The following is a 20496-nucleotide window of genomic DNA, read 5'->3' on the forward strand; positions in this document are numbered from 1 at the left end:
TCGTCGTGTCGACAGTTCCGTTCCGTGGTGCTCAGTATACCGTGCGTAGGGCGTTCCCGTCTTGGCTAAGCGGGAAAAGGGTGATAGAGTGACCTTCATCTGAACTGGGGAAACGCAGAAATCACACGCAGTATGTGACACGCTATTCACGCGGCGCGGCCTATGATGCGGCCTGCCGGGGGCGCAGAGGAGCCGCCGGCGGGCCGGTTGCCCGAAAGGAGCGGGGCCGGCTCGAGGGAAGAGAGATCCTGACTGAAAGGGAGGGACCATGACGAACTCCGAGAAGGCGGCTCTGTCCCGCCGCACGTTCGTGAAGGGATCCGCACTGGCCGGCCTGGGTGCCGCCGCCATGGGCAGCACGTCCCTGTTCGGCTGCGCGCCCCAGGGCCAAGGCGACGCCGAGGGTGCCGACTTGGCCGCCACCGGCGAGACTGCGCCCGTCGACGAGAAGATCGTATGGACGCACTGCCATGTGAATTGCGGCGGCGCCTGCGTGCTGCAGTGCCATGTGGCCGACGATGAGATCGTTTCCGTGGAATCCGACAACACCGGCGACGCCTCCTTTGGCGGCTTCCAGGCCCGCGCCTGCCTGCGCGGCCGTTCCATCCGTCGCTGGATCAACGGCGAGGATCGTCTGAACTACCCCATGAAGCGCGTGGAGGGGTCCAAGCGCGGCGAGGGCAAGTACGAGCAAATCAGCTGGGACGAGGCGCTCGACACCATCGCCTCCGAGTTCAAGCGCATTACCGAGGCCTACGGCAACGAGTCCGTGTTCATCCAGGAGTGCTCCGGCGTCGAGCAGAACGTGATGATGAACAACCCCTGGTTCCGTCTGTTCAACCTGTGCGGCGGCGTGGTCACCCGCTACGGCAACTACTCCAACGGCGCGCTGACCTTCGGCGCCCAGCTGTACACCTACGGCGGCGGCTGGGGTAATCGCTCCTTCAAGACGCTGGCCGACGGCGAGCTCGTGGTGATGTTCGGCAACGCCCCCTGCGACACTCGCATGGCCGGCGACGGCCACGGCTACGACCTGTTGGTGGCCATGGAGCAGAAGAACGTGCGCGTCATCTCCATCGACCCGCGCCGCAGCGAGATCGCCACGAACCGCGACGTGGAGTGGATTCCCATTCGCCCCGGCACCGACGCGGCGCTCGTGGCCGGCATCGCCCACGAGCTCATCAAGAGCGATATGGTCGACCTCGACTTCCTGCACACCTATTGCGTTGGCTACGACGAGGAGACCCTGCCGCAAGGCGCCCCGGCCAACAGCTCCTACTACGCCTACGTCATGGGCACCGGCTACGACATGGTGGAGAAGACTCCGGCGTGGGCTGCCGCCATCACCCAGATTCCCGAGCAGCGCATCATCGACCTTGCCCATGAGATCGGCGAGGCCAAGCCCTGCTTCATCTGCCAGGGCTGGGGCCCGCAGCGCCGCACCAACGGCGAGACCGCGGCCCGCGCCATCGCGCTTTTGCCTCAGCTCGTGGGCCAGGTGGGCCTGCCCTCCACGAACTCCGGCCTGCGCGAGGGCAACGGCGGCTTCAGTCTGAACTCGCTGCCCACGGGCGACAACCCCATTACGGCGAAGTTCCCGAACTACCTGTGGCCCGAGGCCATCAAGGACGGCACGAAGCTCACGGCTCTGAACGCCGGCATCCAGGGCGCCGACGCGCTGCCCGCCCCTATCAAGATGATGATCAACTACGGCAACAACATGCCGGCCAACCAGAACGGCGACATCAACTTCACCACTGATATCCTGCGCGACGACAGTCTCTGCGAGTTCATCGTCTGCTACGACGTGGTCATGACCGACTCCGCCAAGTATGCCGACATCATCCTGCCCGACCTCACCCCGCAGGAGACCTGGACGCTTTCCACCCAGGGCGAGAACAACGACACCCAGGGCATCTGGTTCGGCCAGCCCACCGCCTCCGCCAAGTTCGAGCGCCGTGAGGTGTACGAGGTGTGCGCCGATCTGGCCGACCGCCTGGGTGTGAAGGACGCCTACACCGATGGCGGCAAGACCCGCGAGGACTGGTGCCGCGAGCTGTACGAGGAGTTCCGCGCCGAGAATCCCGATGCTCCCACCTGGGAAGAGGGCCTGGCAGCTGGCATTTACAAGAAGGACATCGAGGTGGACAACGCCACCGATCCCTTCATCGAGGATCCGGCGGCAAACCCGCTGGAGACGGCCACGGGCAAGATTCAGATCTACTCCCCCGAGCTGGCCGAGTACGCCGCTACGTGGGAGCTGCAGGAGGGCGACGTCATCTGCCCCATCCCGATTTACGTGCCCGGCTTCGACGGCCCCGACTCCAACACCGAGGAGTACCCGTTGCAGTTCACCGGCTACCATACCAAGGCCCACACCCATTCCAGCTACGCCAACAACCAGATCATCCAGGATGCCCATCGCCACAACGTCTGGATCAATCCGCTGGATGCGGCCGAGCGCAATATTGAGACCGGCGACATGGTCCGCGTGTTCAACGACCATGGCGAAATCCTCATCGAGGCGAAGGTGACCGACCGTATCATGCCCGGCGTCGGTGCCATTCCGCAGGGCATGTGGCACGATGCCGACATGGATGGCGACCGCGTGGACAAGGGCGGCTGCATCAACACGCTGACGAGCCGCCACTGCACTCCGGTGGCCAAGGCCACGGGCCAGCACACCATCATCGGCCAGATCGCCAAGGCTTAAAGAGAGGGGAATGAACCATGACTCAGTACGGTTTCCACTTCGACGGAACGCGTTGCACTGGCTGCAAGACCTGCGTGCTGGCCTGCAAGGATAAGAACAACCTGCCCAACGACCTCAACTTCCGCAATGTTTACGAGTACGGCGGCGGCACGTGGAGCCAGGACGGTGCGGGCTGCTGGATCCAGGACACCTTCACCTACCACGTGTCGGTGGCCTGCAACCACTGCGACATGCCCCTGTGCATGGCGAACTGCCCCCAAGGCGCCATCGAGAAGGATCCGGACACCGGCGAGGTGAGAAGCGATCCCGAGAAGTGCATTGGGTGCGGCACTTGCGCGAAGAGCTGCCCCTACGGCGCCCCCAAGGTGGACATGGAGGCCATGAAGTCGGTGAAGTGCAACATGTGCGCCGACCGCGTGGCCGCCGGCAAGCAGCCCATCTGCGTTGAGGCTTGCCCGCTGCGCGCCCTGGACTTCGGCGACATCGAGGAGCTGCGGGCCGCGTATGGCGACGATGCGGAGATCGCGCCCCTGCCGGCAGCCGACGAGACTAAGCCGAACCTGGTGATCACGGCTCCCGCGGGCGCCAAGCCGGTGGGCGACAGCGCCGGCGAGATTATGAACGAGCTGGAGATCATGTAAGGTCCGCCCTCCCTGACGGAACGAGCGGATCGGGGACGGGGCTCCGGCTGCATAGCCGGAGCCCGCTGGCTTTCGCGGGCCCGATGGAGTAGGGTAGAATACTCCGAAGCGTTTTACGACAGGCTGAATGACGGGCAATAGGAGGGGGGAGGGGGAAGCGTGCAGTACGGGTTCTACTTCAACGGGCGTCGGTGCACCGGGTGCAAGACCTGCGTGCTGGCCTGCAAGGATCTGCACGATCTGCCCTCGTCCATCGCCTTTCGCCAGGTGTACGAGTACGGCGGCGGATCCTGGTGGCGCCAGCCCGACGGCACGGTGACGCAGGACACCTTCTGCTATTACGTGTCGGTAGCTTGCAACCACTGCGGCAATCCCGCCTGCGTGCGCGTGTGCCCCACCGGTGCCATGCACAAGGACGAGCGAGGGCTCGTGTCGGTGGACGCGGCCCGCTGCATCGGCTGCGGCTACTGCGCGCTGTCGTGCCCCTATCGCGCGCCGAAGGTGGATCGCGACGCCGGCCGCTCGGTGAAGTGCGACGGCTGCACCCGTCGGGTGGCCGAGGGCGGCGCGCCGGTGTGCGTGGAGGCCTGCCCTCTGCGCGCGTTGGATTTCGGCCCCATCGACGAGCTGCGCGAGAAGTACGGCGCCGTGGCCGACGTGCCGCCGCTGCCCGATGCCACCGCCACCTCCCCGAACCTGGTGCTCACGCCACCGGCCCCCGCACAGGCCGACCCCGATCGCGTGCGCGCTGAGGGCCGGGTGCTGAACATTCGCGAAATCGTGTGAGGGAGCGCGGATCTGCTGGGATTGCCGGGTGCTTGCGCGCCTCGCGAGCCCGATAGAGCGCCCCGTCAATGAGAGGAAAGCGCCATGACCGAACAGACTGAGACGACGACCAGCCAAGACGCGTCCCTGGATGCCATCGCCTTTGCCGGGGCGACCTTGGCGCCGTTCTTCCTGAACGACCCGCGCACGGGAGACGCGGCCGATGCCTTCGCCGCTCTGGCCGAGCTGGACGTGGAAGCGGCCGCCGCCGAGTGGCCCTTCGTCGATGCCGTCGAGGCCGCTGCCGATTTGGCGCTCATGCGCGAGGGCCTTGTCGCCGGAGCCGATAACGAGGAGCTGGTGTGGGAGTACCGTCGCCTGTTCGTGGGGCCGGGGCATCTGCCCGCGCCGCCGTGGGGGTCGGTGTACACCGACCACGAATGCGTCATCTTCGGCGAGGCCACGCTCGCCCTGCGCGCTTGGATGCGCGCCTGCGGCATCGAGCGCACCACCGACGAGCGCACGCCCGAGGACCACATCGGGCTCATGCTGGCCCTGTTGTCGTTCCTGGCCGTTGAGCGACCCGAGCTGGTGGACGACTTTCTGCGCGACCATCTGCTTACTTGGGCGCCGCACTATCTGGATACGCTGGAGGAGGCCGCGACCCATTCCTTCTACGAGGGGCTCGCGCGCCTGACCCGCGCCACGCTCGCCGGTATCCAGCGCGAACGCGGCCTGGTCGTGGACGTGCCGCGCTTCTACCGCTAGGACGCCCTCGTCATGGACGGCTTCTCTGTTGCCCTCAGCGAGATCACCCTCGTGCTGTTCACCACCCTCGCGCCTTCGGGGGCGGTGGCCTACCTGCTTATGAGCCTGCCGGTGCTTTCCGGCCGCGCCGCAGGCGATACTGCCCGGCGGCTCAACCAGCTCACGTGCCTGCCGCTGCTCGTGGCCATGGTGGGTCTTGTCGCCTCGGCCACGCATTTGGGAAACCCCGCCAACGCCCTCTACGTGTTCACGGGCGTGGGCCGCAGCCCGCTGTCCACCGAGGTGTTCGCCGCCGTGATCTTCCTGGCGCTGGCGGGCGTGTACTGGCTGTACTCCTTCGCCGAGCACCCGCGCGTCGGACTGCAGCGGGGGCTTCTGGCGGCCATCGACGTCGCCATCGTCGCCTTCGTCTCGTCCGTGGCCTTCGCCTACAATGTGGACACCATCGTAACGTGGAGCCTGCCGCTCGTGCCCGCGAGCCTCATATTGAACGCGCTGTTCGGAGGCCCGCTTTTGGCCCTCGCCGGCTTCGCTCTGGCAAGTCGCGGGCTTGGTGCGGCCTCGACGGCCGAGTTGCCGATAGCGTACGCCGCGCCTGAGGGAGCGTCGAAGGCGCACGTCGAGCCCAGGAAGGCGTCGAAGGCGCAGCCGACCGCGGCGCGCGTTTTCCCGAGCCGCCGCGGTGCGCGCATCCTGCTCACCCTCGCGACGGCGGCGTGCGCGGCCAACGTAGCGGTGTACGCCGTTCTCGGCTTCCAGCTGCAGGGCATCGAAAACGAGCTCGTCTCTGTCGCTGACCTCGTTGCCGGCTATCCGGTCTACCTCGCGGCCTTTGCCGTGCTCGCCGCTTCCGCCCTTGCCTTCGCCTGGTGCGCCGCGATCAAGCGCGAACTTCGCCAATCCCCAGCGCCCCTTGTCGTCGCCAGCGTCCTCGCTTTCGTCGCGATCTTCCTCATGCGCTTCACCTTCTACATGAGCCACCTCACCGTGGGCCTCGGCGTCTAAGCTGTCAAAAATTTTGACAGCTTATGGAAAAATCTGTTAAAAATTTTGACAGATTGCCCGCAAGGAGAGCGAGTGAGATCGCCTAAGCCTCCATCAGCACTTTCCCGTCCAGGTTCTTCACCCAGGTGTGCAGGATGCGGCCGGCCTCTACATCCATCTTTGCGATGGTGCGGCCGAAATCGCTGCGGGGGCGGTACACGGCGCCGGGGCACAGGTAGAGGCCCGCGGGCCGCGCGTCGGGGCCCGTTTTCAGCTCGGGCACGTGGGTGTGGCCGTGAATGATGACGTCGGGCAGGGGGTCGCCGGGTGCGAGTGCCGCCGAGCCGGCGAAGCTCACGCGCACGTCGCCCGGCTTGTGGCCCACGAGGAAGCGCACGCCGCCCAAAACTGGATGTGCGAAATGTCCTACCTCGCTGCCGTACTCGTCGAAGTCGTTGTTGCCGAGCACGGCTGTCACGGGGGCCAGGGTTTCCAACTCGCGCAGAATGGCCGGCCCGCAAATGTCGCCGGCGTGGATGATGTGGTCGCAATCTGCCAGCGCCGCGTAGGCGCGCGGGTCCAGCGAGCCGTGGGTGTCCGAGATGATGCCGATGCGCAACGCGGGGCTCCTTTCGCGAGATGCCATGGCCCTCCATCGCCCTTTTGCCTATCCAGCGAGCGATAGACTCGGGCGCGAAGGCCGGTTCCTCTCTATAATAGCGCGTGGAAGATTTGGCGCGCGCGACATGCCGGAGGATTCGCACGACGCGCAGGAGCCTTGCGCGACGCACGGGAGCGATTCACGCGACGCGCAGGAGATTCGCACGAGGAAAGAGACACGCTGTTCATGGAAACCGTCGCCCGCATTTTCGAAAGCTGCCGCGAGGATCGTTTGCCCGCAAGCCGCGCGGGGCGCGTGGCCGTAGCCCAAGAGGCTGGCGCAGCCTGCACGGAAGTGTCCGAGAGCCGCGCGCGGCGCATCCCCTTCTCGGTGGAGATGTTCCCGCCGAAGGGTCAGCTCACGCTGGACGCGGCCCGCAAGGTCGTGGAAGGCCTGCGCGCTGCATCTCCCGATTTCATCTCGGTGACCTGCTCGGCCGGCGGCAGCGGCAACGGGCACGGCGGCCAGACGGTGGCCATCGCCGAACTTATTCAGAACGAGGCGGCTACACCCGCTGTCGCGCATTTCACCTGCGTGAGCGCCACGGCATCATTGGTGGCGACGGAAGTGGAAGCCCTGCGCGCGGCCGGGGTTGAAACGGTGCTCGCTTTGCGCGGCGATCTTGCGCCCGGCCAGGAGCCGGCCGATTTTCGCTATGCCTACGAGCTCATCCCGCGCCTGAAAGCGGCCGGCTTGTGCGTGGGCGCGGCGGCTTATCCGGAAGGGCATATCGACTGTCTGGATCCGCGCGAGAACATCCGTCATCTGCGCGCGAAGCAAGATGCCGGCGCCGACTTCTTCATCACCCAGCTGTTCTTCAACAACGACGACTTCTATCGCTTCCGCGAGGCGGCCGAATCTGCGGGTGTTGCGGCCCCCATCTCGTGCGGCATCATGCCGTTTCTGGGGAAATCGCAGATCCAGCGCATGGTGTTCCTCTGTGGCAGCTCACTGCCGGCGCCCATCATCAAGCTTTTGGCGAAGTACGAGGACGATCCGGTGGCCCTGCGCCAGGCGGGCATCGAATACGCCTGCAACCAGCTGGTCGATCTCGGTCGCCACGGCGTCAACGGCCTGCACGTGTATGCCATGAACCAGCCCGATATCGCCTGCGCCGCCGCCGAAGCGGTCGCTGCTGCCGGACTTCGGTGAACACCGTGGTTATCTTTTCCGCCATCTCGAGAGCCGTGCCGAAGGCGCTGTGCCTAAGAGCCTCCGACGTTGTTGGAGGATGGTGACGCCGTGGAACTGAAAGCGCGCGTCGATAGGGAAGAGGCCCTGGCGTTTCTGGGCCATCGCGGCCAGAAGCTGGGGGATCTGCGCGAAAGGCTGGAACGCGCGGCTTGCTTGTGCGAAAAGGAGCTCGTCCCGCGCGGGGTGTACCGCGAGATGGACGCGTCGGAAGCCCTTGCGTTGTTGCCGGGCCGCGATATCGCCCGCCATGTGGAAGGCTGCACGCGCGTGGTGCTGCTGGCGGTGACGCTGGGGGCGCAAAGCGAGATGCTGCTGCGTCGCGAGCGCGCCCTCAGCGCGACGGACGGCTTGCTCGTGGATGCCTGCGCGTCATCCCTCGTCGAGCAGGCGGCCAATGTCCTGAACGCGCATATCGTGGAAGAGGCCACGGCGCGGAACCTGGCCGCCACATCGCGCTTCAGCCCTGGCTATGGCGACCTGCCGCTGAGTTGCCAGCCAGCCTTTCTCGTCGCAAGTGGCGCCGACCGTGCTCTGGGGATCCACGCTACGGCGGCGCACCTTCTCGTTCCAACCAAATCCATCACGGCGGTTATCGGCCTGCGTTCCCATCCGAATTCCGCCCGGGCGGGCGGCGCAAGCACCGCCCCTACGGAGGGGATGCGCTGCTCCACCTGCCCCGTCGCCGATACGTGCGCCCTGCGCGCCGAAGGAAGGACCTGCTATGGCAACCCCGCGTAAGCTCACCGTGACCGACGCCCACCTGGCTGAGGCCCTGGCTGGCCGCGCCTACCTGCTGTTCGATGGCGGCATGGGCACTCTCGTCCAGGCCGCTGGGCTCCATACCGTCCACGAGGTGCCGGATCTGCTGAACCTCACGCACCCCGAGGCCATCGTAGCCATTCAGCGCCAATACGTGGAAGCTGGCGCCGACTGCATCACCACCAACACGTTCAACACCAACCGCTTGAAGCTCGCGAATGCCGGCGCTACCGTGGCTGAGGTGTACGCGGCGGCTGCGGCCAACGCGCGGGTGGCCGGAGCGCCGCTGGTGGCCGGCGACATCGGGCCAACCGGCGCGCTGCTCGAGCCTTTGGGCACCCTCACCTTCGACGAGGCCTTCGACATCTTTTCCGAACAGGCCCGCGCCGCCGAGGCGGCCGGCTGCGATCTCATCGTCGTGGAAACCATGGCCGACCTGCTGGAAGCCAAGGCTGCCGTGCTCGCTGCGGTGGAAAGTACGACGCTGCCGGTGTTCGCCACCATGACTTTCGGCGAGGACGGCCGCACCTTCCTCGGCACGACGCCGGCCATCGCCGCCACGACGCTGTCGGCGCTCGGCGCCTCGGCCGTGGGACTCAACTGCTCGCTCGGGCCGACGGAGCTGGCGCCGCTCGTGGGGGAGCTCGCGCCGCACGACCGCGCCCTCGTCATGGCGCAACCCAACGCGGGCTTGCCCCGCATTCAGGATGGCGAGACCGTCTTCGACGTGGGCCCTAACGAATTTGCCCAGGCCATGGAAGCGATCATGGATGCCGGTGCCACGGTCGTAGGCGGCTGCTGCGGCACGACGCCCGACCATATTGCTGCTCTGCGCGCGCTCATCGATGTGCGGCCGCTCCCCGCGGTTGCATCCGTCTCCGTTCCAGCACACACTTCTGTGGCCTCCTCTGCGACAGCTGTTTCCGCGGGCTCCGCTTCTTCCCGTGTTGCTTGGGGGGAGCAAAGCGAGCCGAAGGGCCTCTCGGCGTTCAGCGTCCCCAACCTGCGTTATTGTCCTGCCTTCGCGGTGACCTCGGCGCAGCAGATGGTGTCGCTGCCCGAGGGCGAGGCGCGCATCGCCGTCATCGGCGAGCGCATCAACCCGACGGGGAAGAAGAAGCTGAAAGCGGCTCTGCAAGCGGGTGATGTGGACTACCTGGTGGCCGAGGCGGCCGCCCAGCAGCGCGCCGGCGCCGATATCCTCGATGTGAACGTGGGCGTGCCGGGTCTTGACGAGCCGGCGCTCTTGTCGCAGGTCACGCGCGCGTTGCAGGCCACCGTGCCTCTGCCGCTGCAGCTGGACTCATCGGATCCGGCCGCCATCGAAGCCGCGGCTCGCGCCTATGCGGGCCGCCCCATGGTGAACTCCGTGAACGGCAAGGCCGACAACCTCGCCACCGTGCTGCCCGTGGTGGCGCGCTACGGTTGCACGGTGGTCGGCCTCACGCTGGACGAAAACGGTATCCCTCCCACGGCCGAAGAGCGCCTGGCCATCGCCGAGCGCATTGTGGCTGCCGCCGAGGCTCACGGCATCCCGCGCGAGGACGTGGCCATCGACTGCCTCGTCATGGCCGCCGCCACCAACCAGGATGAGGTGCGTGAGATTCTGCGTGCAGTGACCTTGGTGAAGGAACGTCTCGGCGTGCGCACGGTGCTCGGCGTGTCGAATGTCAGCTTCGGTCTGCCAGCGCGGCCGCTCGTGAACAGCACGTTCCTCGCTGCCGCCTTCGGGGCCGGCCTCGACATGCCCATTTTGAACCCCCTGAACGTCCGCTACCGCGACACCGTGGCGACGTTCCGCATCTTGAACGGCCAGGATACGGGCTGCCGGGCATTTTTGGAAGCCTACGCGAACGCGAGCGACCCTTACGAAGTTGCCGCCGGATCCACCCCCGTAGGGGGCGACCTCGGTCGCCCCTCGGCTGCGGACGCGGCTACCACTCGGGAGGGCGGCGCAAGCACCGCCCCTACGGAGGGGATGCGCAACGGCGTCGCAGCCACCGGCTCCACCCCCGTAGGGGGCGACCTCGGTCGCCCCTCGGTTCCAAAGGGCTGTCCCGTTCCGATAACGGAAGCCTTCACCGATGCGGCGGACACCGTCGCCCATCTGGCCGAATGCGTGCTGGAAGGACGCAAGGCACCGGTGGCAACGGCCACGGAGCGGCTGTTGGAGACCCACGACGGCCTGGCCATCATCAACGATATCTTCGTTCCCATCCTCGACGTGGTCGGCCAGAAATACGACGAGGGCGCGTTCTTCCTGCCCCAGCTCATGGCCTCCGCCGAAGCCGTGAAAGCCGGCTTCGATCTCATTCGCGACCGCGCTCGGGCAGTCGGCGCAAGTGCCGCTGAAGCCACCCCCGTAGGGGGCGACCTTGGTCGCCCCTCGGGCTCGAGTGCAGTCACCCCTCGCAAGGGCTGCGCAAGCCCCGCCCCTACGGAAGGCGACGCGCACGTCCCCGCCGAAAGCGACCGCGCCATTATCGTGGCCACGGTGCAGGGCGACATCCACGACATCGGCAAGAACATCGTGAAGATGCTTCTGGAAAACTACGGCTTCACGGTCATCGATCTGGGCCGCGATGTCGCCCCCGAGGCCATCGTGGCTGCCGCCCGCGACACCGGCGCGCGTCTCATCGGGCTTTCGGCGCTCATGACCACCACGGTCGGCGCCATGGAGCGCACGATCGCTCTCGTTCACGAGCAGCTTCCTGGTGTGGCGGTCATGGTGGGCGGCGCGGTCATCACGCAGGAGTTCGCCGAGCAGATCGGCGCCGACTTCTATGCAAAGGACGCCGCCGCTTCCACTCGCGTTGCCTCGACCTTCTTCGATGACTAATTCGCGTAGATACGTCCACAGGCCGCCGATCGCGCTATCATAGAACCAGCAGTGACCCACCCTCATCGGAGCAAAGGAGCCTTAATGGGGAAGAAGGACGTTGAAGCCCTCGAGATCACCATCGACGAGCTGCCCACCTACCTGCACACGAATCACTCGGCTTATATGGAAGTGGCCGACGGGCTGTACTACCTGACCGACGTGAACGACCAGTACTGGCGCGCGCAGGATACCAACCAGTTCAACGAGAAGGGTCACTACGTCGATTGCAGCCCGCTCGTGCCCACCATCGCCGAGTTCCTGGATCTGCCGTTCCACGAGGGAAAATCGATCCGCGATTTGGCTGCCGAGGCCACCTTCTACGCATCCGGCGATGGCAAGGACATGCCCGAGGATTTCTAAGCGCCGGCGCGTGTTTTCCGAAGCGGTCTGTCTTTTGTTCTTACGACGTTCAAGAACCCCGAGGTGTCGAAAGGATGCCTCGGGGTTTGTGCTATGATGCCCTGCGAACTACCCTGGTCGCGAAGTGCGCGGCCACTCGAGAAGAGAAAGAAGGAATCATGGCAGAAGAATGTTCCCACGAGTGCTCCAGCTGCGGCGTCTCCGGCTGCGGCGATCGCACCGCCGAGGCTGGCCCCAGCACCCTTGCGCCCAACAAGCGCACCAACGTCAAGCATGTGATCGGCGTCGTGTCCGGCAAGGGCGGCGTGGGCAAGTCCCTCGTCACCAGCCTGCTCGCCTCCGAGATGAACAAGCGCGGTCACAAAGTGGCCATTCTGGATGCCGACATCACCGGCCCGTCCATTCCGAAGTCCTTTGGCGTGGACAGCCGGCTTACGGCCGACGCCGACGGCATTAATCCGGCGAAGTCCGCCAGCGGCATCGAGGTTATGTCCGTGAACCTGATGCTCCCCGAGGGCGACATGCCCGTGGCCTGGCGCGGCCCGGTCGTCACCGGCGCCATCAAGCAGTTCTGGCAGGAGGTGAACTGGGGCGATGCGGACTACATGTTCGTCGACATGCCTCCGGGAACTTCCGACGTGTTCCTGACGGTCTTCCAGTCGTTGCCCGTGGACGGCATCGTCACCGTGTCGGCTCCCCAGGAGCTTGTGGCCATGATCGTTGGTAAGGCCGTGAACTTGGCGAAGTCGCTGGAGGTGCCGGTGGTGGGCCTCGTGGAGAACATGGCCTACTTCAAGTGCGACGAGTGCGGCAAGGAGCACCACATCTTCGGCGAGCCCCAGGGCGCGGCCGTGGCCGAGAAGTACGACATCCCTGCGGTGGCCACGCTGCCGATGGATCCGACCTTCGCCCGTCTGGTGGACGAAGGCAAGGTAGAGGCCTACGAGGTGGAAGGCGCCCTGGACGGCATCATCGACCAGATCGTCGCCGCATCTGAGGCCGAGTAAAGCCGGAGCTGCGAGGGACGCGAGCGCCGCTAGCGGGAATTTCCAAAATTCCTGAAAAAAGTTCTTGCGCGTCGCGTCCGTTGTGTTAATATAGTCCTCGCACTTTTTCGGGGCCTTAGCTCAGCTGGGAGAGCGCATGGCTGGCAGCCATGAGGTCAGGGGTTCGATCCCCCTAGGCTCCACCACATGTTCTACGACCGCCTTCGGGCGGTCGTTTTTTTGTTGATACTGCGGTTCCGGCAGGCACCTGGAAAATGACCCTTCACCTCAGGTTTTAAGGAATCCTTTCAGGAACTTTACAGGTATGTGCGATTATTGTTGACACCGTGTGTGGACTAAGTAATTCGCTTTATACGGTGCGCGCGCATTGAAATAATAGCTCCCTGACCTTACGAAACGTTAAAGAACGTTACGCTAGGGTTGCAACATTCAGTTAGCGCTCATGAAGGAAGGGCGGGAGTCCCGCGGAGGGAGTGGGAGCGCGCTCGATGAGCCTGCGCCGGCAATAGGGCTGACGCAATGTCATGAAAGGTTGAGGACACATGAAATTTGCCTCGTTCAAGAGCTCTGCTCTGAAGAGCGTGGGAGCGGTTTCGCTCTGCGTCGCTCTCGGCGCCGGTCTCGTGGGCTGCGGCGGTAATGGCGCCGGCGGCGGCGCAGTGGCTGCCACGGTCAACGGCCAGGAAATTATGGAGCAGACGGTCACCGACTACATCGCCAACTTCCGCACCTCCAGCTCGCTGGAGTCCGATGAGGCGTGGGGCGAGTGGATGGTCGCCAACGGCTACACCCCCGAGTCCGTGCGCGAAGAGGTCATTGACTACTACGTCAACCAGGATCTCTACGACCAGGCTGCCAAAGAGTACAACGTGACGGTCGAGCAGGCCGACATCGACGCTGCCCTGGATGAGACCAAGGCGATGTTCGAGTCCGATGAGGCCTTCCAGGAGGCTCTCGAGGCGTCCAGCATGACCGAGGAGTCCTACATCGAGGACGTCATTCGCCCGAATCTGCTTCAGACGAAGCTCGCCGAGGCCGTGGCTGCCCAGGATACCGAGGCTGAGGGCGACGACGCTACGCTCGCCCAGGCCCAGGCCATGAGCGAGCAGTTCAACGGCGCTAAGCGCTCGAGCCACATCCTGCTGACCGCCGAGGAAGGCGAGGACGACGCCGCTCTGGCCGCCCGCGCCCAGGAGCTGCTCGATCAGATCAACGCCGGCGAGATCTCCTTCGAGGATGCCGCCTCCCAGTATTCCACCGACACCGGCTCCGCTGCTAACGGCGGCGATGTGGGCTGGGACGCGCTGAGCACCTTCGTCACCGAGTACCAGGACGCTCTGGCCGGCCTTGAGAAGGATCAGATCGTTGCTGCTCCCGTGAAGAGCGAGTACGGTTACCACATCATCAAGGTGACCGATGTCTACGAGGTTCCCGAGGGCGGTATCACGTCGGTTGACCAGCTGCCGACCGAGTTCCAGGAGTATCTGACCTACATGGAGCAGAGCAACGCCTCCCAGAACTTCTCCACCTGGTTCGAGGAGTATCGCAACAACGCCGAGATCACCGTTAACCCGATGCCCGAGGGCCTGCCCTACGACATCGACCTTGCTCCCTACGAGGAGGCTGCTGCCCAGAACGCCGAGGGCGACGCTGCCGCCACCGAGGGCACTGAGCAGCCTTCCGACGAGACCATGTCCGCCGAGGATCAGGCCGCTGCCGACGCCGCCGCTGCCGATGCGGCCGCCGACGAGGCCGCTGCTGGCGAGGCTGGCGCTGATGCCGCTGCCGCCGATGAGGCCGGCGACGCTGCTGCTGCCGATCAGGCCGCCGATGAGGCCGCTGCTGACCAGACGGCTGCCGACCAGGCCGGTGCTGACGCTGCTGCCGACCAGGCCGCTGCCGATCAGGCCGCCGAGGGCGCCGAGGGTACCCAGCAGTAAGCTGCTCTCGACAACCCAGGCGTTTCCCAAGGACCCGCGCTCAGGCACGGGTCCTTTTTCGTGGCAGCGCATGATGCCTCAAGAGGGAATTCCCCCGAGGACGCACTCTCGGCCGCGCAGCCAGCAGCGAGCTTTGCCGACGAAGGGTTCGCTCTCTGCCGGCGGCATTCGAAAGCAGCCAAAGGCGCCGTGTCCATTTGTGGAGGAGCCGCCGCGAAAACCGTTCTCGTCCGCGAAATGCGTTATGCTTCTTCCCTAGAGCCACGTTCCACTCTCTTCGAAAGGCCTTCCATGCTCTTCTGCGATATCGATCTTCTCGACGCCGACTTTGCTATCAAGCACCACCAATGGGTAGGAGTGCGCGACGGCCGTATCGCCTATATTGGCTCGGTGCCTCCCGCACCCGATGAAGCTGCCACCTTCGGCGAGACTTACGATGGCACGGGACGTCTGCTCGTGCCCGCGCTCTACAACGCCCATGCCCATGCCCCCATGACGCTTCTGCGCGGTTACGCCGAGAACTTGCCGCTGCAGCGTTGGCTCGAGGAGAAGTGCTTCCCCTTCGAGGCCAAAATGACCGCCGAGGATTGCTATTGGGGCACGGTGCTCGCCTGTGCCGAGATGGCGCGCTTCGGCGTGGTCAGCTTTTCGGACATGTACTACGCGACCGAGGAGCGTGCCCGTGCGGTGCTCGAGGCCGGCATGAAGGCCAACATGTGCGAGGGACTGGTGGCCTTCGAGGAGAAGCCCTACGCGGAGTACCCCATCTGCGCTCAGATGGAGGCCCTCGTGCGCGACTGGCACGGGGCGGCCGACGGGCGCATCCGCATCGATTACAACATCCATTCCGAGTATCTGTCCACCGAGACGGTCTGCCGCGACATCCTGGACATCGTGCGCGGCACCGACTTACGCCTGCATATCCACCTGTCTGAGACCGAGAAGGAAGTGCGCGAGTGCCGCGAGCGCCATGGCGGAATGTCGCCGGTGGCCTACTTCGACAGCCTGGGGCTGTTCGACGTGCCCGTGACGGCGGCCCATTGCGTGTGGGTCGATGAGGCCGATCTGGATATTCTGCAAGCTCATGGCGTGTTCGTCGCCAACAACCCGGCTTCCAACATGAAGCTCGGCAGCGGTTTCGCGCCCATTCCCGAGATGCTGCGCCGCGGCATTCCCGTGTGCCTGGGCTCCGATGGCATGGCGTCGAACAACAACCACAACCTGTTCCACGACATGTACTTGCAGGCGCTTATCTACAAGGGCGCGACGCTTGATCCGACGGCGGTCACGCCCCAGCAGGCGCTGGCGGCGGCGACGCGCACCGGCGCGCTTTCTCAGGGCCGCGAGGATTGCGGTGTGGTGGCGGAAGGCGCCCGTGCTGACCTGTGCGTGCTGGACATTACGGGCCCGTCGTGGTGCCCGGCGCCCGATCCGGTTTACAACCTGGTCTATGCGGGCGACGGGGCCGATGTGGTGCTCACAATGTGCGATGGCGAGGTGATCTATCGCGCCACCTCCGCCGTGGCTGTTTCCGCCGGCGCCTCCGGTGCTGCCTCCGCCGATGCCTCTGGTGCCGCCTCCGCTGGCGTCCCCGGTGCCACCTCCGCTGGCACCGCTCGTGGCTGTATTCAGCATGCCGTCACGAACGCCGAATGGCCCACCATCGACATCGAGCGCGCCAAGGCCGAGTGCGCCGCCCGCACCGCCCGCATCATCAGCGAGCTCTAACTTGGGGTGGCCCAGCTGCTCCGTCCGCGCTGCGTCATCGGGGGACGCGGCGCTCCGTCTCCGACTGCCTTTCGCGCCACAGCCTGAGGCCTCATTTTGCCATCTAGGTTTGGAGCGAACGGCGCATCGGCCTTCGATCCGCAGCCCGGGGCGCCTTTTTGTCGCATGGTTCTGAAAGGTGCGACATTTTGGCCCCTCGGGCTGCGGTGTTAACCATGAAAAACAAAGTCGCAGCAAGAAAAGTACCAGTTCACAGCTTTGTTCCTTCAAACCTCTCCCCGGCAACCCGCAGCCAGACCGGCAAAAATGTCAGAACGAGGAGGGACGTCTGACAAAAATCGTTCTCGGGCTACGGCTGGCGGTGCTCATTATTGCCAGCAGGGGAGCCCCATGGCTGCTCGCAGGTGTTTGTGCTTTGCATCGAAGTCGCCTATGCGAAATCGGATCGGTTTGCCAAGTATGCGGGCAACCGAGAGTGCGATTTTCCTTGTTTCGCTAACCGAATTGAGCTGTAGTCGTCCCACGGTGATAATCCGGTAGTTCATGGCCTGCAGCGCCATGCGTTTAACGGCGTCTTCCTGCAGCTGTTCGGACGTAAGGTGCCGCTCGTCGCTGTCGTACTCGAGAACGAGCCTTTGGGCGGGCCAGCAAACGTCCGCGACATAGTACTCTTTTCGGGAGAGCGGGCGAGCGAGGCTGGTGAGCTCGATGGAGTAGTTCAGTGTCGGTCGGGCAAAGTGGTAGCCGCCGAGATGGTTGGGGAGCGTCATGAGAAGAGCGAGGGCTGCTTCTCTCGGCGAGGCAGCGTTATTGAGAATCCAAGGAGCGGCGCGTCTCGTCATGGCGCAGCCTCGTATGTCCCGATGGGCTAAAAGAGCTTCTCGAATGCGCTCGGATGAAGTAAGCGCGGGACGATTAAAGACGGTGTCGAAAGGGGGTGTTAGACCGTAGGTGCCGCAAAGGGCGCTTCCTTTGAAGATCACTTCGGCAAGATCGCGACTCCAGTTGCTTTGGAGAAAAGCGATCTCGGGGGAAGGAGCAAAAAGCCCTTGCTCGATACGCAAATAGCAATTTTGCCAAAGGGACTCCTCTGCAACATGGCAGCGCGCGTCTTTGAGATTGCGCTTTTGTTGACGCGAGGGAACGATGACATGAAAAGGCTTGCTCAGCCAAGGGAGCCTATCCTCTAGGTACTGAACGGCGGCAGCGTTGGGGGCGATGTCCTCCTGGTGGGCGATATCGAGCCACAGGGTGGGGAGAGAGGCGAAATCGCCGTGTTGATAGAAGTCGAGGGCGCTTAAGCCCCATAGTATCAGTTTCGACATTGGCCGTCCTTTTCCAATCGATGATGAAGCCGTATGGTGGTGAGGGGTTGCTGGCACGATCCCTCCGCGCTCCGCGCGTTCGAGCAGATTACTCTTTCCGAACCGCATTAATGACGCGAGAATGTCCCGGTTGGCTCCTCGCGCCAACCGTAGCGGAGTCGCATGGGGCGGCGGTGGGGCGTTCGGGCCAGCTCGCGGACCAGCTTGCGGATCGGCTCGCGGATCAACTCGCGAATCAAACCCTGAGAAGCTCCCCCTGAGAAAAGCGCACGAACTTCGTCTCGCGAATTTCTCGCTGTACCCCGCGGACGCGGTGCCCTCTGCTAATATGGATGCCACGGAAAAGACGCCGTTCGTCGGCGCTGAAAGACCGCTCGCTGGCGATGTGCCAGGAGCTCGCAGGCCGCAGACCTGCCAGCCAAGAGCTCGCGGGTCGCGGACCTATCAGTTGGCGCAGCCCCGTCGTGGGCATTTGCGGCAACGGGAATTCAGCGTAGCGTTTGGCGAGAAGGCGCGCGGCCGATGGGCAGCGCGCCCGGGTTAGACCCGCGCAAGGGGTGCGGGCGCCCTCTACTAGGAAGGCAGGTGGTCGCTCATGGCAGCTCCGGCTCCCGAACACGTCAGAAACATCGTCCTTGTGGGACAGGATGGCGCCGGCAAGACCTCGCTGGCCGAGGCCATGCTCTTCGTTTCCGGCAAGACGCCGCGCATGGGCACGACGCACGACGGCAAGTCGTACCTCGACTACGATCCCGAGGAAATCAAGCGCAAGTTCACCATTTCCACCTCCATCGCCCCCATCCCCTACAAGGACTACAAGATCAACGTGCTGGACACCTCCGGCCACCCCGACTTCATCGGCGACACGCTGGCCACCATGCAGGCGGCCGAAATGGCCCTGTTCGTGGTGGACGCCGTCGATGGTCCCCAGGTCATGACGACGAAGCTGTGGCGCGAGGCCGAGGACATGCGTCTGTCGCGCGCGGTGTACATCAACCACATCGATCGCGAGAACGCCAACTTCGACGCCGCCATGGCGCTGCTGCACGCCCGCTTCGGCGGCCGCTTGGGCGCGGTGACCATCCCCATCGGCCAGGCCGAGGAGTTCCAGGGCGTCATCGACATCATCCGCATGGAGGCCCGCTATTTCGAGGACGGCGGCGAGCGCGTGGAAGCGGTGGACACGCTGCCGGCGAAGTACCAGGAAGAAGCGCGCATCGCCCGCGACAAGCTGTGCGATCTGGTGGCCGAGGCCGACGACGAGCTTATGATGAAGTACCTCGAAGGCGAAGAGCAGCTCACCCAAGAGGAGCTGGAAGGCCTGCTGGACAAGGCTATCGCCCAGGAGCTCATCATCCCGGTGTTCGTGGGTTCCACCATCATCATGCAGGGTGTTCAGGGTCTTATGGAAGACATCTGCACCTATTTCCCGCACCCGAAGAGCCATGGCCGTTTCCGCATGGCCGACGACGTGACGGTGCGCATCGACGAGACGAAGCCCCCCTGCGCCTTCGCCTTCAAGACGGTGTCCGACCCGTTCGTCGGGCGCCTCACGTTCCTGAAGGTCATCTCCGGTTACCTGGAGCCGGGGCTCGAGCTCGTCTGCGGGCGCACCGGCAAGAAGGAGCGTCTCGGCAAGATCCAGGTCATGATGGGCAAAGAGGCCGTGGACGTGAAGAGCGCCAAGGCCGGCGACATCGTGGTCGTGCCGAAGCTCTCCGATGTGCGCGCGGGCGACACGCTCTCCTGCGAGGGCACCATCGCCATCGAGCCTCTGCCTTTGCCCGAGCCTTTGTACCCCGTGGCCATCGAGGCCGTGTCGAAGAAGGAAGAGGACAAGCTCGGCACCTTCCTCGCCCGTGCCGCCGAGGCCGATCCCACGCTGCGCATCACCCGTGACGAGGACACGCACCAGACCATCATCCACGCCATGGGCGAGGCCCAGGTGGATATGCTGCTCTCCCGCCTGAAGGAGCAGTCCGGCGTGGAGGCGAAGCTCGTGCCCGTGCGCATTCCCTACCGCGAGACCATCACCAAGCAGGCCGAGGCCCAGGGCCGTCACAAGAAGCAGACCGGCGGCGCCGGCCAGTTCGGCGACTGCTGGCTGAGGTTGGCCCCCATCCCCGGCGAGGGCTACGAGTTCGTGGACGAGATCAAGGGCGGCGCCATTCCCAATGGCCTCATTCCGGCCGTCGACAAGGGCGTGCGCGAGGCCATGGAAGAGGGCTTCCTGGCGGGATATCCCATGGTGGACATCAAGTGCACGGTGTTCGACGGCTCGTACCATTCCGTCGACTCCAACGAGATGGCTTTCAAGACCGCGGCCCGCATCGGCTTCCGCGCTTGCTGCCAGAACGCCGGCCCCATCATTCTGGAGCCCTGGGCCACTATGGAAGTGACCGTGGGCGAGGAGTACGCCGGCACCATCATGGGCGACATCTCCACGCGCCGCGGCCGCATCGTGGGTACCGATGCGGGCTTTGCGGCCGGCGAGACCGTCATCAAGATGCGCGCGCCCTATGCCGAGGTCATCAACTACACCAAGGATCTGCGCTCCATGACCCGCGGCTCCGGCTCCTACACGCTCACCTTGGAAGGCTACGAGCAGGCGCCGGCCGACGTGACGAAGAAGCTCGTGGAAGCCTACGAGGCCGCCCGCGCCGCCGGAAACTAACGGCATTCTCATAGCAGAATGGGACGGAGCGAAAACGCTCTGCCCCATCCCACAAGGGCGGACTTCGGTCCGCCCTTTTCGTTGCGCGAGAGCGTG

The 20496-nt window shown here is 64.8% G+C and carries 15 protein-coding genes and 1 tRNA gene; 14 read left to right on the top strand and 2 right to left on the bottom strand.

All coding sequences use genetic code 11. The annotated features are described in order from the left end of the window. Positions 1-268: 268 nt before the first annotated feature. The 5 genes from ACW4LP_RS03630 to ACW4LP_RS03650 all read left to right on the top strand — a co-directional run bounded on the left by ACW4LP_RS03630 (position 269) and on the right by ACW4LP_RS03650 (position 5892). The gene (locus ACW4LP_RS03630) at positions 269-2713 is read left to right on the top strand and encodes a DMSO/selenate family reductase complex A subunit (protein WP_302012266.1); all 2445 of its coding nucleotides are present in this window, start codon (positions 269-271) and stop codon (positions 2711-2713) included. A 17-nt stretch (positions 2714-2730) separates the two neighbouring features. Beyond that, positions 2731-3354: a DMSO/selenate family reductase complex B subunit gene (locus ACW4LP_RS03635; RefSeq protein WP_114548199.1), complete on the top strand. Its 624-nt coding sequence runs from the start codon at positions 2731-2733 to the stop codon at positions 3352-3354. A gap of 159 nt (positions 3355-3513) precedes the next feature. Then, a complete protein-coding gene (locus tag ACW4LP_RS03640) occupies positions 3514-4140 on the top strand; it encodes a DMSO/selenate family reductase complex B subunit (RefSeq protein WP_302012263.1) in 627 nt (208 codons plus the stop codon). 84 nt (positions 4141-4224) lie between these two features. Next, complete coding sequence (gene dmsD, locus ACW4LP_RS03645) at positions 4225-4887, top strand: Tat proofreading chaperone DmsD (RefSeq protein WP_114548197.1); 663 nt, start codon at positions 4225-4227, stop codon at positions 4885-4887. 12 nt (positions 4888-4899) lie between these two features. Continuing rightward, positions 4900-5892 (top strand): dimethyl sulfoxide reductase anchor subunit family protein, encoded by a 993-nt coding sequence (locus ACW4LP_RS03650; protein ID WP_114548196.1) that lies wholly within the window; start codon positions 4900-4902, stop codon positions 5890-5892. A gap of 82 nt (positions 5893-5974) precedes the next feature. Here ACW4LP_RS03650 and ACW4LP_RS03655 read toward each other — a convergent pair whose 3' ends face one another. Continuing rightward, positions 5975-6517: a metallophosphoesterase family protein gene (locus ACW4LP_RS03655; protein WP_114548195.1), complete on the bottom strand. Its 543-nt coding sequence runs from the start codon at positions 6515-6517 to the stop codon at positions 5975-5977. 201 nt (positions 6518-6718) lie between these two features. Here ACW4LP_RS03655 and ACW4LP_RS03660 point away from each other — a divergent pair, with 201 nt between their 5' ends. The 8 genes from ACW4LP_RS03660 to ACW4LP_RS03695 all read left to right on the top strand — a co-directional run bounded on the left by ACW4LP_RS03660 (position 6719) and on the right by ACW4LP_RS03695 (position 16401). Further along, a complete protein-coding gene (locus tag ACW4LP_RS03660) occupies positions 6719-7684 on the top strand; it encodes a methylenetetrahydrofolate reductase (RefSeq protein ID WP_270356432.1) in 966 nt (321 codons plus the stop codon). 90 nt (positions 7685-7774) lie between these two features. Further along, positions 7775-8464: a vitamin B12 dependent methionine synthase gene (locus ACW4LP_RS03665; RefSeq protein WP_147270614.1), complete on the top strand. Its 690-nt coding sequence runs from the start codon at positions 7775-7777 to the stop codon at positions 8462-8464. Further along, complete coding sequence (locus ACW4LP_RS03670; RefSeq protein WP_241521307.1) at positions 8448-11324, top strand: homocysteine S-methyltransferase family protein; 2877 nt, start codon at positions 8448-8450, stop codon at positions 11322-11324. Before ACW4LP_RS03665 ends, ACW4LP_RS03670 begins: the two co-directional genes overlap by 17 nt. A gap of 84 nt (positions 11325-11408) precedes the next feature. Further along, on the top strand, positions 11409-11726 hold the full coding sequence (locus ACW4LP_RS03675) for a hypothetical protein (protein WP_022738605.1): 318 nt from the start codon (positions 11409-11411) through the stop codon (positions 11724-11726). A 158-nt stretch (positions 11727-11884) separates the two neighbouring features. Further along, a complete protein-coding gene (locus tag ACW4LP_RS03680) occupies positions 11885-12733 on the top strand; it encodes a P-loop NTPase (RefSeq protein WP_455803471.1) in 849 nt (282 codons plus the stop codon). A 109-nt stretch (positions 12734-12842) separates the two neighbouring features. Further along, positions 12843-12918, top strand: a tRNA-Ala gene (locus ACW4LP_RS03685). Positions 12919-13275: 357 nt separating this feature from the next. Beyond that, a complete protein-coding gene (locus ACW4LP_RS03690) occupies positions 13276-14673 on the top strand; it encodes a peptidylprolyl isomerase (RefSeq protein WP_114548193.1) in 1398 nt (465 codons plus the stop codon). A gap of 291 nt (positions 14674-14964) precedes the next feature. Next, positions 14965-16401, top strand: a complete 1437-nt coding sequence (locus tag ACW4LP_RS03695) for an amidohydrolase (RefSeq protein ID WP_114548192.1) — start codon at positions 14965-14967, stop codon at positions 16399-16401. 368 nt (positions 16402-16769) lie between these two features. Here the strand turns inward: ACW4LP_RS03695 and ACW4LP_RS03700 are convergent, their stop codons facing one another. Continuing rightward, positions 16770-17726 carry a hypothetical protein gene (locus ACW4LP_RS03700; RefSeq protein WP_114548191.1) on the bottom strand — a complete coding sequence of 319 codons (957 nt, stop codon included), beginning with the start codon at positions 17724-17726 and terminating at the stop codon, positions 16770-16772. 595 nt (positions 17727-18321) lie between these two features. Here ACW4LP_RS03700 and fusA point away from each other — a divergent pair. Then, positions 18322-20400 (top strand): elongation factor G, encoded by a 2079-nt coding sequence (gene fusA / locus ACW4LP_RS03705; protein ID WP_455803472.1) that lies wholly within the window; start codon positions 18322-18324, stop codon positions 20398-20400. Positions 20401-20496: the final 96 nt, after the last annotated feature.

The sequence above is a fragment of the Adlercreutzia sp. CNCM I-6215 genome, assembly GCF_977072315.1.

Excerpts from the sequence above, each read along its gene's own strand:
- ACW4LP_RS03690 (WP_114548193.1), top strand. The coding sequence starts at position 13,276 with ATGAAATTTGCCTCGTTCAAGAGCTCTGCTCTGAAGAGCGTGGGAGCG.
- ACW4LP_RS03655 (WP_114548195.1), bottom strand. The coding sequence starts at position 6,517 with ATGGCATCTCGCGAAAGGAGCCCCGCGTTGCGCATCGGCATCATCTCG.
- ACW4LP_RS03630 (WP_302012266.1), top strand. The coding sequence starts at position 269 with ATGACGAACTCCGAGAAGGCGGCTCTGTCCCGCCGCACGTTCGTGAAG.
- ACW4LP_RS03675 (WP_022738605.1), top strand. The coding sequence starts at position 11,409 with ATGGGGAAGAAGGACGTTGAAGCCCTCGAGATCACCATCGACGAGCTG.
- ACW4LP_RS03670 (WP_241521307.1), top strand. The coding sequence starts at position 8,448 with ATGGCAACCCCGCGTAAGCTCACCGTGACCGACGCCCACCTGGCTGAG.
- ACW4LP_RS03660 (WP_270356432.1), top strand. The coding sequence starts at position 6,719 with ATGGAAACCGTCGCCCGCATTTTCGAAAGCTGCCGCGAGGATCGTTTG.
- ACW4LP_RS03700 (WP_114548191.1), bottom strand. The coding sequence starts at position 17,726 with ATGTCGAAACTGATACTATGGGGCTTAAGCGCCCTCGACTTCTATCAA.
- ACW4LP_RS03635 (WP_114548199.1), top strand. The coding sequence starts at position 2,731 with ATGACTCAGTACGGTTTCCACTTCGACGGAACGCGTTGCACTGGCTGC.
- dmsD (WP_114548197.1), top strand. The coding sequence starts at position 4,225 with ATGACCGAACAGACTGAGACGACGACCAGCCAAGACGCGTCCCTGGAT.
- ACW4LP_RS03650 (WP_114548196.1), top strand. The coding sequence starts at position 4,900 with ATGGACGGCTTCTCTGTTGCCCTCAGCGAGATCACCCTCGTGCTGTTC.
- ACW4LP_RS03695 (WP_114548192.1), top strand. The coding sequence starts at position 14,965 with ATGCTCTTCTGCGATATCGATCTTCTCGACGCCGACTTTGCTATCAAG.
- ACW4LP_RS03680 (WP_455803471.1), top strand. The coding sequence starts at position 11,885 with ATGGCAGAAGAATGTTCCCACGAGTGCTCCAGCTGCGGCGTCTCCGGC.
- fusA (WP_455803472.1), top strand. The coding sequence starts at position 18,322 with ATGGCAGCTCCGGCTCCCGAACACGTCAGAAACATCGTCCTTGTGGGA.